At 47.7% G+C, this 13,779-nt stretch carries 11 protein-coding genes; 2 read left to right on the forward strand and 9 right to left on the reverse strand.

What is annotated here, in order from left to right:
• Nucleotides 1-126: 126 nt before the first annotated feature.
• The 7 genes from ASF12_RS13370 to ASF12_RS13400 form a co-directional block, all read right to left on the reverse strand.
• Nucleotides 127-1,299, reverse strand: a complete 1,173-nt coding sequence (locus tag ASF12_RS13370) for a benzoate/H(+) symporter BenE family transporter (RefSeq protein ID WP_081418797.1) — start codon at nt 1,297-1,299, stop codon at nt 127-129.
• 98 nt (nt 1,300-1,397) lie between these two features.
• Nucleotides 1,398-3,110, reverse strand: coding sequence for a phosphoenolpyruvate--protein phosphotransferase (ptsP, locus tag ASF12_RS13375; RefSeq protein WP_056035294.1), 1,713 nt, complete (start codon nt 3,108-3,110; stop codon nt 1,398-1,400).
• The gene (locus tag ASF12_RS13380; protein WP_056035297.1) at nt 3,103-3,375 is read right to left on the reverse strand and encodes an HPr family phosphocarrier protein; all 273 of its coding nucleotides are present in this window, start codon (nt 3,373-3,375) and stop codon (nt 3,103-3,105) included. Before ASF12_RS13380 ends, ptsP begins: the two co-directional genes overlap by 8 nt.
• Nucleotides 3,376-3,410: 35 nt before the next feature.
• Complete coding sequence (locus tag ASF12_RS13385; protein WP_056035300.1) at nt 3,411-4,868, reverse strand: glycoside hydrolase family 1 protein; 1,458 nt, start codon at nt 4,866-4,868, stop codon at nt 3,411-3,413.
• A 38-nt stretch (nt 4,869-4,906) separates the two neighbouring features.
• On the reverse strand, nt 4,907-5,743 hold the full coding sequence (gene licT / locus ASF12_RS13390) for a BglG family transcription antiterminator LicT (RefSeq protein WP_056035302.1): 837 nt from the start codon (nt 5,741-5,743) through the stop codon (nt 4,907-4,909).
• A gap of 32 nt (nt 5,744-5,775) precedes the next feature.
• Nucleotides 5,776-7,704, reverse strand: a complete 1,929-nt coding sequence (locus ASF12_RS13395; RefSeq protein ID WP_056035305.1) for a beta-glucoside-specific PTS transporter subunit IIABC — start codon at nt 7,702-7,704, stop codon at nt 5,776-5,778.
• Between the two features lie 255 nt (nt 7,705-7,959).
• Nucleotides 7,960-8,847: a glycoside hydrolase family 43 protein gene (locus ASF12_RS13400; protein WP_056035308.1), complete on the reverse strand. Its 888-nt coding sequence runs from the start codon at nt 8,845-8,847 to the stop codon at nt 7,960-7,962.
• Nucleotides 8,848-9,092: 245 nt separating this feature from the next.
• Between ASF12_RS13400 and ASF12_RS13405 the strand changes: the two genes are divergently transcribed.
• Complete coding sequence (locus ASF12_RS13405) at nt 9,093-10,394, forward strand: hypothetical protein (protein WP_056035309.1); 1,302 nt, start codon at nt 9,093-9,095, stop codon at nt 10,392-10,394.
• Between the two features lie 122 nt (nt 10,395-10,516).
• Here the strand turns inward: ASF12_RS13405 and ASF12_RS13410 are convergent, their stop codons facing one another.
• Complete coding sequence (locus ASF12_RS13410; protein ID WP_056035312.1) at nt 10,517-11,590, reverse strand: hypothetical protein; 1,074 nt, start codon at nt 11,588-11,590, stop codon at nt 10,517-10,519.
• A gap of 399 nt (nt 11,591-11,989) precedes the next feature.
• Between ASF12_RS13410 and ASF12_RS13415 the strand changes: the two genes are divergently transcribed.
• A complete protein-coding gene (locus tag ASF12_RS13415; protein WP_056035316.1) occupies nt 11,990-12,538 on the forward strand; it encodes a GNAT family N-acetyltransferase in 549 nt (182 codons plus the stop codon).
• Nucleotides 12,539-12,636: 98 nt separating this feature from the next.
• Here the strand turns inward: ASF12_RS13415 and ASF12_RS13420 are convergent, their stop codons facing one another.
• Nucleotides 12,637-13,779 carry a Gfo/Idh/MocA family protein gene (locus ASF12_RS13420; protein WP_056035320.1) on the reverse strand — a complete coding sequence of 381 codons (1,143 nt, stop codon included), beginning with the start codon at nt 13,777-13,779 and terminating at the stop codon, nt 12,637-12,639.

Raw genomic sequence — 13,779 nt, forward strand, 5'->3', positions numbered from 1 at the left:
GGCGAACACCTATGAGGATTGGCACAGCTGCATAAAAAAAACGGATCGGCACGGAGCATCTGCTGCTCTCTCTGCCCATCCGTTTGTGGCGGTGCTCTTTATTGCTGCTCGTTATTACTGCTCCTTCTAAACGCTTGCTCCATTTAATGGTTTCGGCTTGCCTTCCTTCAATACTTTGGCGATAAGACAGCCAATCAGCAAAGACCAGACTGGGGATGAAATGCCAAAAAAAGATACATTAGCAATCGCGATAATGAAGGCAAACAAGGTCGAAAACCGGTACGTCGTTTCGGAAAAAACAGCTTGCAGATTGCCAATCAGCACCCCAGCCAGCGAAAAGCCTGACAGAAGTACAATAAACGTCGATGGCAGCCGATTAATCAGCACAAGCATCGCTCCGGCAAACAGGCCGAAAATAATGACCAGCACGCTGCATACGATCCCCGCCCAGATGCGGCTTTTCCTCTCGCCTGCTTCTTCGCTGCTGCATAAAGCGGTCATCATGCCCCCGACGTTGACGGCATGCCCGCCGAAAAAGCCTACGAGCAGCGTACCGAGACCCGAAAAGACGACCGTCTTGTTCACTGGCGGATTGTAGCCATTTTTCTTAAGGGCAGCCAGCGATACCGCAATATCGTTGCTCAAAATCAATATCGCAACCGGGACGGATATAGAGATAAAGCTGCCCGTCGTAAAGGACGGACTAATCCAGTGCGGCATACTGAATTCAGCTGCCTGAGCCGCAGGAAAGTCATACCAAATGAGCAGGCCGATGACGCCAAATGCCAGCATTCCCAGCAAGGGCGGAATTGATTTATGCAGCCTAGGCACGATAAGAAAGCCCAGAAAAGATACTAAGCCGATCATTGGAAGCTCTTTAATCGCCGGAATAATCGCCACGACATAATGCAGGACAATTCCCGCCAGCATCGCATCCAGCATCGGCTTTGGAATGAGTCCTAGAAGCTTGCCGAATAAGCCGGTGGCGCCAAGCACGACAATAAGCGCGCCTGCCATAATAAAGCTGCCCGCCAGCTCCTTTATCGGATAATGCAGCGCCGACGCGCTTAGAAAAGCGACCGCGGTCAGCGAATGGCAGCCCGCAAACGGCATTTTATAGCGGAGGATAAGCCACAAATTCAGTGCCCCGCCAATCACATAAACCGCAAACAGCCACGATAAAGCTTCCGCCCGGCTAAGTCCAAGCGCATCGGCAGCTTGTATAATGAGCACCGCGCCGCCTGTACAGGCCATTATCGCTGTCGCGAGTCCGCTCGAAACATTTTTTGTGTTCAGCATACGTTTTCCTTCATGCTCCCTTCCCTAACACTCCTGCTGCAAGGAAAAATAACAGCATAAAGCTGGCTGAAATGACAGCCAGCTTTACACACATCCTCTTATTCTAGTATTTCTTCTACTAATTGTACAACCTCATGTCCTGTCCCGCACATCAGCGCCTTCGCAGCAAGCTGCTTCATCTCTTCCTGATTCAGCTTCGCCATGAGGCTGCGAGCGGGAAGAATCGAGCTTGCGCTCATGCTGAATTCATCCAGTCCGAGCCCAAGCAGCAGCGGAATAGCGGTTTGATCGCCAGCCATTTCGCCGCACATGCCCGTCCATTTGCCCGCTGCATGGGCAGCATCAATGACATTTTTGATCAGACGCAGCACGGCAGGATTATACGGTTGATACAAATAGGAAACCCGCTCGTTCATTCGGTCCGCCGCCATCGTATATTGAATCAAATCATTCGTGCCGATGCTGAAAAAATCAACTTCCTTCGCAAACTGGTCTGCAAGTACTGCTGTTGACGGAATTTCCACCATAATGCCGACCTGGATGTCATCCGACACCGCTTTTTCTTCGGAAAGAAGCTTTGCCCGCTCTTCTTCGAGAATCGCTTTCGCTGACCGGAACTCCTCCAGCGTCGCAATCATGGGAAACATAATGCGCAGATTGCCGAAGACGCTGGCGCGCAATAAAGCTCGCAGCTGCGTGCGGAACATATCCTGCTGCTCGAGGCAAAGCCTTACCGCACGGAAGCCTAGAAACGGATTCATTTCCTTCGGCATATTCAAATAAGGAAGCTCCTTGTCACCGCCAATGTCGAGCGTGCGCACGACGACCGGCTTCCCTTCCATTTTTTGCAGCACAGCTTTATAGGCGTTAAACTGCTCCTTCTCCGTCGGCATGCTTTCTCTGCCCATGTACAAAAACTCGGTGCGGAACAGCCCCACTGCTTCGCCGCCGTTGCCTAGAACAGCTGCCACATCCGCCGGTGTTCCAATGTTTGCCGCCAGCTCGACATGAATACCGTCCTTGGTCACGGTTGGTTCATTCCGCAGCTTCGCCCATTCCGCCCGCCTCGCTTCATACTCGGCTTGCTTGATTTTGTAGCCTTCAATGGTGGCCGCATCAGGATGCAAAATAACTTCCCCTGCCAAGCCATCAAGAATGAGCAAATCTCCGCTTTGCACCTGCTCCATAATTTCCTTCGTTCCGACAACAGCCGGAATTTGCAAAGTTCGCGCCATAATGGCGGAGTGGGAGGTCCGTCCTCCAATATTCGTTGCGAAGCCTTTAACGAAGCTTGGATTGAGCTGCGCCGTATCCGACGGCGTCAAGTCCTCGGCTACCAAAATAACCTCCTCATGAATGGCGGTCAAATCCTGAAGCTCCACGCCAAGCAAATGGGAAAGTACGCGTTTCGATACATCGCGCATATCAGCGGCACGCTCGCGAAGGTAGGCGCTTTTCATATTTTCGAACATCTGTACGAGAATCGCCGATACCTCTTGCAGCGCAAATTCCGCGTTGACACGCTCGCTTTGGATTTTCTCCTCGATCGGGCCTACCAGCTCGGGATCGCTGAGCACAAGCAGATGCGCTTCAAATATTTCCGCCTTCTCCTCGCCCAGCTCTTCAAGCGCCCGCTGCTTAATTTGCTGGAGCTCAATCTTGGATTTGCCCAGCGCTTCATGAAGGCGGGTCATTTCCAAAGCCAGATCATCCACCTTCCGCTTTTCTACAACGAGCGATGCCGATTTTAATATCATCGCTTTGGCGATAGCAATGCCATCCGCTGCCGCGATGCCCGTTATTTTAAGCATGAACAACACCAAGCCCCGCTTGCGTCATTACATCCTCTAAAGCTGAAATCGCTTCTGCCGCATCTGCTCCGTCTGCGCTAAAGGTAATCAGCTCACCCGCTTCAAGATCGAAGGACAATAGGCCGAGAATGGATTTCAGCGTTACCTTTTTACCATTTGCTTCTGCGTAGACTTCCGTTTCAAACTTGCTCGCCGTATTGACAAGCGCTGTCGCCGGTCTTGCGTGGATTCCGTCTTCGTCTGTAATTTTAAATGTTTTTTGCATGATTTCTCGCTCCTCATCCATTGTTTATATTTATATTAAAGCCCGTTATTCGAGATAACGTCCTTGTACCAATAAAAGCTTTTCTTCGGTGTTCTAGCAAGTGTTCCATTCCCGTCATTATCCTGGTCAACGTGAATAAAGCCGTAGCGTTTTTCCATTTCGGAGGACGAATAGCTGATCAGATCAATACAGCCCCAGCTCGTATATCCGATGAGTTCAACACCGTCGAGTATTGCCTCATGCATTTGCTCTAGATGCTGCTGGAAATAAGAGATGCGGTAATCGTCCTGGATGCTGCCGTCCTCTTCCACTTTATCGTAAGCTCCCATCCCATTTTCCACGATGAATAATGGCACCTGATAGCGATTATACAGTTCATTGAGGAAAATCCTTAAACCGACAGCATCAATCTGCCAGCCCCATTCACTCGTTTCCAAATACGGATTTTTAACCCCGCCGATTGTATTGCCGCTGACCTGCTCCATGCGTTCGCTGTCCACACTCGTCACGAGAGACATGTAGTAGCTGAAGGAAATAAAATCTACGGTATGTGCTTTTAGCAGCTCATCGTCGCCCGCATGCTTTTCAAGCTGTATGCCCTTCTCCCGGAACAAGCGCTCAATATATTTCGGATAAGCGCCGCGCACCTGAACGTCGGTGAAAAATAAATTAAACTGGTTGTCCTGATAAGCGACGAGCACATCTTTCGGATTTGGCGTATTCGGATATTTGATCAGGCAAGTCAGCATACAGCCAATTTGCGAGTCTGCTACAATCTCATGGCAATACTTGACAGCAAGGGCGCTCGCAATAAATTGATGATGCAAAGCCTGATAAACGGATTGCTCCAAATTTTCGAAACGGCCCGGAACCATTCCTCCGCTTGTAAATGGATGGCGGATAATGCTGTCAATTTCATTAAACGTAATCCATTGCTTGACCTTATGTTTATAGCGCTCGAACACCGTTTGGCAGAACCGGACAAAAAAGCCGACCACTTCCCGGCTCGTCCAGCCGCCATACTCGTTGACAAGATAAAGCGGCATTTCATAGTGGGACAAGGTCACGAGCGGTTCTATGCCATGCTTGATCAGCTCATCGAACAAATCGTCATAAAATTGCAGCCCCGCCTCATTCGGCTCCGTTTCATTGCCATTTGGAAAAATCCGCGACCAGGCAATGGATACCCTCAGCACCTTGAAGCCCATTTCGGCAAACAAAGCGATATCTTCGGGATAACGATGATAAAAATCAATCCCTCTGCGCTTCGGATACTCTGAGGCATCCGCCGTCTCCATCGCCTCTTTAATCTGCTCCTCGCTGATCGAGTTATGCTTCTTATAATCCGCTTTGCTTAAATGCTTCCGATACATCGCTACATCGGCGGTCGAAAGCCCTTTGCCGCCTTCGTTCCAGCCGCCCTCGACCTGATTGGCGGCGATGGCGCCGCCCCATAAAAAACCTTCAGGAAATTTGCGAAAATTGCTGCTCATCTGTTCCACTCCTATCTTCTATTGCCTGTTTATAACGGCTAGCCTCTTGAAACGACCCGTTTAATATGCAAAATGAGATACATTTTCTCTTCGTCCGAAATCGAATAGCCAAACTTCTTTTCTATATACTGCTTGATTTTCAGCACGCATTTATTCACTTCGGGGTACATGCCTACGATTTGGTCAGCCAATGCGTGATCGTCAGAATCGAGCATTTTGTTCTCCGTCAGCCGCTGAATGAAAAATTGCAAATGCGTCATAAATCGCGAATAACTGATCGACTGCGGTTCCAGCTCAATATCGAAATATTGCTTAATCATTTGAAGAATATCTTTATACGTATCCGTCATTAAAATAACCTGGCTCATATTATCTTCCGTTTGCTGGGCATTGACCAAGTGGAAAGCAATATTCGCCGCTTCCTCCTCAGGCAGAGCAACACCCAGCCGCTGCTCTATCAACCCTAGCGCATATTCGCCAATGCTGAATTCAAACGGGTAAAACTTTTTCACTTCCCACAGCAGCCGGTTTTGAATCGTCATATTAACCTTGAACCGTTTGACCGCCATATGCAGATGATCGGTTAAAGCAACGTAGAGATGCTCGCTGAGCGGCTTGTTCAAACGCCCCTTCGCAAACGTTATAATTTCATCTGCCAGAAAAAGATAGTCCTCGGGAATTTCCTTCATCAGCTTGGACAGGTTAGCGAAAATATCGTCGCTTTGCGGCACATAGATTTTTTCAATGTCGCTCTCCCTGATTTTATCGCCAGCCTTGCTGTTGTAGCCGATTCCCTTCCCAAGCACAATCACTTCCTTCTGATCGTCGCGTTTGGCGAGAACAACGCTGCTGTTGAGGATTTTGATTACTTTCATCTGCGAGCACCCCGTCGTTGATAATATTTAATTTATATAACGGTCACCAGCCGCGTATCGGGACCTGCCGGACTATTTTCATCCTGGGTCACAATTTCCAAATAATCCGCGGTATTCGTTACAATGACCGGAGTCGTCGTATCATAGCCAGCTTGCTTGATGGCCTCAAGGTCAAATTCAACGAGAAGCTGCCCTTGTTTAATGACGTCACCCGCTGCTGCATGAGCCGTAAAATGCTGGCCTTTCAGCTTCACCGTGTCGAGGCCGATATGAATAAGCAATTCCACGCCGGAAGCAGACTTTAACCCTAAAGCATGCTTCGAACGAGTCAGTGTCTCCAGCGTGCCGTCAAAAGGAGCGACTACCCTTCCGGCACTAGGACGAACGGCCATGCCTTTGCCCATCAGCTCTTTGGAGAACGCCTCGTCTTTAATGTTGCGAAGAGCGACGCTTGTTCCTTCCAGCGGGCTGTAAATATAGCTTTTTGCATTGGATTTAATCGTTTGCGGTGTCTGTTTTGCTTGCTCAGACGCTCCAGCCTGCTGCGTTAGCGTAGTGGAGGAAGCGGGTGGGACAACCGTTCCATTTCCAGCTGCAGCTGATTGAGCCGTATCCTGAAAACCAATGAAATAAACCGCAAGGAACGTAATTACTGCCGAAATGATCAATGTGACAATTGCATTTATTATGTTAGCCGAAGAATCCGAGCTAATGTACATGGGAAGCGAAGCAAGTCCAGGACCGACCGCTGCATAAGCTTTTAGCTGGACAATACCGGAGTAAGCTCCGGCTATTCCCGCACCGATCATACAGCCGATCATCGTTTTCTTTAAGCGCAAATGAACGCCATACAACGCTGGCTCTGTAATGCCGAACAAACCTGAAATGCCTGCTGAAATTGCCAGCGACTTGAGCTTGGCATCCTTCGTCTTGAAAGCAACCGCCAAAGCACCAGAGCCTTGAGCAATATTGTAGGAAAGCATTGCAACCAGCAGCAATGTGTCATAACCCGGCGAAGCAAGAGATGTAAATACGACGGGATAAAATACTTTGTGCATGCCGAACATGACGATGAATGGCAAAATAATCGCCATGAGCGCAACCGTCAGCCAACCAGCCCGATCCTGAATCCAATAGACTCCCGTAGATAAGCCATTGCCTACATAAGTTCCGAGCGGCCCAATGACGATCAAGCCGACAGGCACAACGATAAGCAGGACAATTAACGGCTTCAGAAAAATTTTAACGGGCCCTGGCGATACCTTATCGGCAAATCGCTCAATGTAGGACATGAACCACACAATAAGAATAATCGGGATCACCGTCGAAGCATATTGGACGACAGGTATTGGCATGCCGAGAAAAGCGATCGGCACCTTGCTGTTGAACAAAGCCGTCAAATTCGGATGAAGCAGCACGCCCGCAATCGATACCGCCACATACGGATTAACTTTGAACTTCTGCGCACTCGTGAATGCGAGTAAAATCGGCAGGAAATAAAACGCTGCATCGCCGACAATCGATAGAATCACATACACTTGATTCTCTTTAGCCAACCAGCCTAACGAAGTAACAAGCACTAAAAGCGCTTTCAACATCCCGGCAGCGGCAATCGCCGGAATGACTGGCTGGATAATGCCCGAAATGGTGCCGGCGAACAGGTTGAACCCCGCTTTAAACCCTTTTTCCCGTTTAACGCTGCCAGATTCTGCATCAATAGTGGTCATTTGGGCTAGCTCCCTGTACACATAACCTACATCATTGCCAATAATAATTTGATATTGCCCGCTGCTATTGACGACATCCAAAACGCCATCCAGCTGTTTAATCGCCTCTGTCTGCGCTTTCGCCGGGGTTTTCAAGGTCATTCTCAGCCGGGTCGAGCAGTGGATGACGCTGGAAATGTTGCTTTCGCCGCCAACCTTGTCCAGAATGGACTTTGCCGTCTCTTTGTAGTTCATAATGTTCCCTCCAGATATTGTAAGCATGCAAATTTAGGCAACAAAAAAAGACCTAAGACGGGCAGGTAAAAGTAAAGATTACCTACCCAATCTAGGTCTTGCCTGCCGAACAGTAACATGCCTGTATTGGATAAAATATGAAGTTATTGGTTGTGAAGCTTGATTGTTTAGTCTCGAGCTGTTTGGTAAATAAGCGCTTAGCCCTATTATAGCCAGATGTTTAGAAATTGCAAATCTTTTTTGCCGACATGCCGTTTATTCCATTTGATCAAGCAAAATAAATTGGCCATCCGCTTCTTCCAAGCGGAAAATGACGGGACGCTCCTGCGGGTGCTTGTTAGGCGCATGAATGGTCAGGCATAGCTGGCCTTCAAACGTTCTAAACAGCATGCCATGGCCCCCGTCCTTCGCAAACAATGGCTCGGCGTCCTGAATCCATGGCCCTGTAATTTGCCCGGAAGCCGAGCGGGCAATACCCATCGTATAGCCTTCCTGACCAGACGTCGACCACATCATGACCAGCTCGCCATTTGCCATGCGATATAGGAAAGGGCCGTCCGTGACGTAGTTTTGCTGATTGTCGCCACCGCCGACCGACCACACAGCATCCGAAGCTTTGAACAATAAGACCGGCTCGCCAATAGCTTGCTTGAAATCACGAGTAATCCGCACCGCATACATTTCGCCGTCCTGTACCTGCACCCACTCCTTGCAGAACACCATCCACGGATCGCCATCATTGTCGATGAACAGCGTGCCATCCAGGCATTCCCAATCCGGCGGGGTCAGCGCCCGGCTCCATGGCTCGAACGGCCCTTGCGGCTGGTCTGCCGCCAGAACGCCCGTTACCCGCGGAATGCCGTCCGCTTTGAAGCTGGCGAACATATAATAGCGGCCTTCCCACTCGTACACCTCCGGTGCCCAATAGTGATGGTCCGACCAGAAGTCCGGCTCAGGCCGGAAGCACGCAATGGGCCCCTCCCACTCAGCGAGATCGTCGCTCTCATAAACGTCAAAGCCTAGCGCTTTGCCGCTCCATACATTTTGCCCGGTGGAGCCGTACAAATAATATTTTTGGCGTGTTTGGTCGACTAGTATATATGGATCGCGAAAATGAATATCTCCCAGCTGTTTTTTGCTCAAATGAAACGCCCCTTTGCGCTATTTTAATCGTATTCACAAATGAATTAATGAAATCATTAATTAAAGAGCATATAAATTAACCTTACCTCATCATATAATTTGAAGGGCCTGATCGCAATCTTTTTTTGAAGGAGACAACTCTGTGCTAATTGTGACCCAGCATGCAACAAATTGTGCGTATATTCGTCTGAAATGAAAATGCAGGAAAATAATTAATCGTTTATTTCACTAAGGGAAGTGCAAACATGAAAGCAAAACATATAACCGTTCAAGGCTGTATTTTATTCAGCCTCTTAATAAGTGGTTGTTCGAATGATAGCCAAATAGGGACACCCACAGCAACCGAGAAGCCCATTTCAACGGCTCAGCCTGCGGCTGCCGTTACGAATTCGGCTGCTGAGCTGAGCAGCCTGAGCTTTACAACGAGCCGCAACGCCGATGGCAGCCTAAGTGCAGCTTTACCCGCTTCTTTCGGCCATTATTCAATGAGCAGCAGCCCTCCTGTCGAGCTTCAAGGAAGCATCTATCACATGGTCAATCTGTACCGCGGCGACGATAACGTTACAAATGCGCTTCTTTCGCACCGCCCCGGACAGGACGAGGTAAAGGTCGAATGGAGCGAGACGATTACCGATTCCAACAATCGCTGGTACAATTCTTTTCATCCCGGGAAGGAGCGGCAGCTTCTCAAACTGGACGAGGAACGGCTCGTGTTTCTTGAACCGGAAATCATTGGCGACAGTGGTCGCTACCACCTGTCCACTTTAAATGCAAAATCAGGTGAAATGGCACGGATTAGAGAGGATTTTTGGCCGCTGGCTGACGACTACGACTACATTTATCAATATCAATGGAACGAAGAGAAGCAGCAGCTGTTTATGCAGAGCTATTTGGGGAAAGTGTGGTTTTTCGACCTGCAAGGCGAGGACAACCAGGATCGGGTGCCGGAAAAGTTGCTCCGCGTCATCCCTCATTCGACGACCGGAGCCCCTTCCTTGTTCATTTCACCTGACTTTGAACGTTTCGCCCACAACGATGAAAGCGGGGAGGTTACTTTTTACACGGCTGACGGACAACCGCTTAAAAGTGTTAAACTTCCGGAAAAACGCTATGTCGCCTCCGAATTGATGAAATGGAATCCGGCAGGCACCGTGGCCTGGATGGATACGGCTCCAGAGCAGCGGCATCGCATTACAGGCATCGATATTGATTACTTAAAGCTGGCTCCTCAGCAAATTCATTTTTATGACCATGATGGACTGCCTATTGCTTCGTTGAAAGCCGCGGCAGGCGATCATTCAGCGATAGAAGTCGTTCGGTGGCTTGATTCTAACGTCGCTCTCATCAAAGCCTATACCTATGCACTAAAAAACACTACGAATTATGACATAGAAGAAACGGATATTAGCTACTACAGCTATGATGTCATTCATAAAGTGAAAAAGCCCGCTGATGCAGCGCCAGCAGCACCGGTCAAGGATTCGGCCGCCAAGGCGGAACCGCGCATTTCCGAGGATGGGCGAACCCTTATATATGAACAAGGTTAAAAATGGGGCGTAATAAGCGGGCACTCTGCAGCAGCAGAGCAGCCTCTCAATCTTTATGAATTGCAAAAGGCTGACGATGGATTAATGCCCATCGTCAGCCTTGCATTTTTCAAACCAAAGCCTCAGCTATGCACGGAGGACGCTTCATCCAGCGTCTCCTGCTTCAAATTAATGCTGCCCGCGTCATCAATGAACCCAATCAGCTTCTCAAGCGCTGAAATTTCCAAAGCTTTAATCGTTTCCACACATTGCTTCATTTTGCCAATGAGGAGCAGGTCCTCACTAATTTCGAGTTTCAGATAGAGATTGCGCAGCACAAGCGTTTTGTCGACTAAAAGTGCAAATTCATCAGCTAACGCAGCTGACGGCTTAATCCTTCCTGTCTTGCTTAAATAGTCAAAAAGTAAGCGCATGCATTTTTTATGCTCATACAAAATATGAAAAGGCAAGCTTGAATGCGCGGTGCTCTGTTGTTCAATCCGATCAAGAAAATGCTGTAAATCCGTATAAACATCGATGCCGTATGAGGCCTGCTCCCTCGGCTTCGTGAATAAAGGCATTCGTTCGTATGAATTTCTAGCGTACAAATAATCCTTCAGCAGCTTGCTCGCTAACGAAAAATTAAATTCATAATGCTCGACTTGATTTAATTCAATGACCACGATTTTGGAGCGATTTAACACTTGTCCATAAATCCCCTGTTTCGCAGCATGAACAAGCGCCGGGATGGAGATGGTGACAGCCATGTACTGGGCGTTGAAATAATCCATCAGCGTAAATTCATTTTTCTCCAAATCATAGCCCGTAATAAGCAATTGGCTTCTTCTATTGGCCTTCCCATAAAAATTCGAATAAGGCACATAAAAATAATCGCAATTTATATAAACATATTGATTGTTGTCAATGCAGCTAATAATGAACTCATCTAATGGAGTCAATTGGTTAATTAGACTCAATTCTATTTCTTGCGTATAAATCCACGGGTTATTGTTGTGCCTCCAAATGAGGGGCTCCCCTAAATAAAAGCTCAGCCAATGAATGTCTTTATCGAAGGGCTTATCTGTATACAGCTGTATAAAATGATTCAATATCCAGGCTTGAGACTTTTCATCATTACTCATTACTGCTAAAAAATGGGAATATCTTTTGTACCCCACAACTATTGGTATCGTTACAGGCAGCATCTTTTTTGTCAAACGATCCTTCCTTTCTCATTATAATTGAGGGTTTGTCACAATTATTTTTTGAGAAACTCTAGATGAAGAATAAACCGCAGCAAAACACCCCTTCTTGCATCCTTATTTGTAATAATTATCCTATAATTGTAACGTATTAGTTAACAGGCTGCAATCCTTTTCGACCAATTGGTTCGAGTAGCCCCACTAAACAGCCTCCATCCAACCATTCCCGCTCTACCACAATCATTTTTCTAACTCTTTACAGAAAAGAGGACGCTTGCTTACCTTTTTCTGTTGTTCGGTCACCTACCAGTCGTTTTTTATTGTATTTACAACAATAATGATTTTGTATAGGATAAACGAAGAACTTGTAATTTCAACCGAGCAAAACAAAAATCCGTCAGGGGGACTCTAACATTGCGTATAAAAGAAGGTTACCCATTTGAGATACGACGTTTATATCATCAAGAACTTCAAGATATACGAGCGCTTATGCTTGAGGTAATTTCACGGCTGCCTTTCCAGGATCTTTTTGCAATGAATGACGAAGATTACTTCCTCGAGCTTATGAATGGAAAGGGTGAGGTATACGGTGCTTTTCATAATGGGAAATTAGTTGCTTATTCAGTTTTGGCATTTCCCGGTGTAAGTGAGAGTAACCTAGGAACTGAATTTGGAGTACCAGAAAAAGAATTGCCCTTTGTTGCAGTATTGGATTCAACTGTAGTCCATGAATCCGCTCGCGGGCTTGGTCTACAAAGCTTCTTTCATGAGCTGAGAGAAAAGCGTGCGGTGGAAAAAGAATGCCTGTACCTATATTCAACTGTGCATCCTCAGAACCATACAAGTATTCATAATCTAGAAGCTGCAGGTTTTACTCTTCAGTTTACACGACTGATGTACGGAGGCAAGAATAGACATTGCTATTCAAAACGACTAATTGGGCTAAAGAAGTACGATAGTTGAGTCAATATGAATCATATATGAAAGGAGCACTCAACAAAGAGCGCCCCTTTTACATTACAATCTTTTACTATTTGCTGTTTTCCTACTGCCCGGCTGCTTTAATAAGCAAGTCCAGACTCTTCCTGAAATTTAAAATGGGAATTAGTCACATAGCCTCTCGGCAAAGCCGGCATATTGGTAAAGGTCGATTGCAGAGCGATGTGCCGCTTCGTCTCGCCGCTTTTTACGATGCTGTGTAAAATTTCCAGCGCATGATAGCCCATCTCCTTGCTGGCCCGGTTCGCTCTGCCCTTGCGCATGGACCATGCCATTTCTGCAACGCCAAGTCCTCTGCTCTCCTGCGTGAAGCTATGGGATTGCTGCATCACCATCGGCTCCGTGTTCCCCTTCAATATAACGTTGACTTCCCCTCCAAAAAGGTTAGGATCTGACATATACATCACGCCATCCGTGCCGTACAGCACCAGCGTAGGCTTCTCTGGGACAATCAGTATGGAATTGGAGTCAAACAGCATGCTGCCGACCGCCCCGCTCGCAAATTGCAGCGTGCCGGCCATTAGATTTTCACACTGGATTTCGTAGGACTCATCGAGCTTCTCCATATAATAATGCTGCCGTTCCTTGTTCAGCGTCTTCGCAATTCCGGAAACCTCCGCCACAGGTCCCAAAAGGCTCAGCAAAGCGGTAATATAATAAATGCCCACGTCAAAACCAATACCCGCGCCGGGCTTAATCGCATTCGGAGACAGCTCCGCGAAGAGGGATACATCCCTGCTTAAGGCGCAGTGAGCGGATGTAATCGTTCCGATCATCCCGCTTTCGACTACATATCTGGCGGTCTGAATGCTAGCTCCAAGGAACGTATCCGGGGCGACGCCAAGGTATAGGTTTTTTTCATCCGCAATTCTCACGAGCTCGGCCGCTTCCTCCAGCTCCAGCGCCAGCACCTTCTCGGTATAAACATGCTTGCCAGCTTCCAGCAGCTGCTTGACGACACTGTAATGGGCGGTCGAAGCAGTCAAATTAACAACGAGCTCAATAGAGTCATCTTCCAAAATTTGTTGCATGGTGAGCGCTTTAATGTTGTATTTTTCGGCAGTGCGCTCGGTCTTGTCCAAATTACGATCATAGCAGCCGACGACCTCTAATATACGAAACTGGTTAATCATCGTGCTTAAATAGGCGTCGCTAATCGCTCCGCATCCAATAGTAGCTACTTTTACAGGTTTCAAAGCTGTCAT

Origin of the sequence: Paenibacillus sp. Leaf72 (genome assembly GCF_001422685.1) — a bacterium.
In the GTDB taxonomy this organism is placed as follows: domain Bacteria; phylum Bacillota; class Bacilli; order Paenibacillales; family Paenibacillaceae; genus Pristimantibacillus.

What these genes read in the sequence shown, in the direction of transcription:
- ASF12_RS13370 (WP_081418797.1), bottom strand. Translation starts at nt 1,299, where the DNA reads ATGCTGAACACAAAAAATGTTTCGAGCGGACTCGCGACAGCGATAATG.
- ptsP (WP_056035294.1), bottom strand. Translation starts at nt 3,110, where the DNA reads ATGCTTAAAATAACGGGCATCGCGGCAGCGGATGGCATTGCTATCGCC.
- ASF12_RS13380 (WP_056035297.1), bottom strand. Translation starts at nt 3,375, where the DNA reads ATGCAAAAAACATTTAAAATTACAGACGAAGACGGAATCCACGCAAGA.
- ASF12_RS13385 (WP_056035300.1), bottom strand. Translation starts at nt 4,868, where the DNA reads ATGAGCAGCAATTTTCGCAAATTTCCTGAAGGTTTTTTATGGGGCGGC.
- licT (WP_056035302.1), bottom strand. Translation starts at nt 5,743, where the DNA reads ATGAAAGTAATCAAAATCCTCAACAGCAGCGTTGTTCTCGCCAAACGC.
- ASF12_RS13395 (WP_056035305.1), bottom strand. Translation starts at nt 7,704, where the DNA reads ATGAACTACAAAGAGACGGCAAAGTCCATTCTGGACAAGGTTGGCGGC.
- ASF12_RS13405 (WP_056035309.1), top strand. Translation starts at nt 9,093, where the DNA reads ATGAAAGCAAAACATATAACCGTTCAAGGCTGTATTTTATTCAGCCTC.
- ASF12_RS13420 (WP_056035320.1), bottom strand. Translation starts at nt 13,779, where the DNA reads ATGACAGCTTTGAAACCTGTAAAAGTAGCTACTATTGGATGCGGAGCG.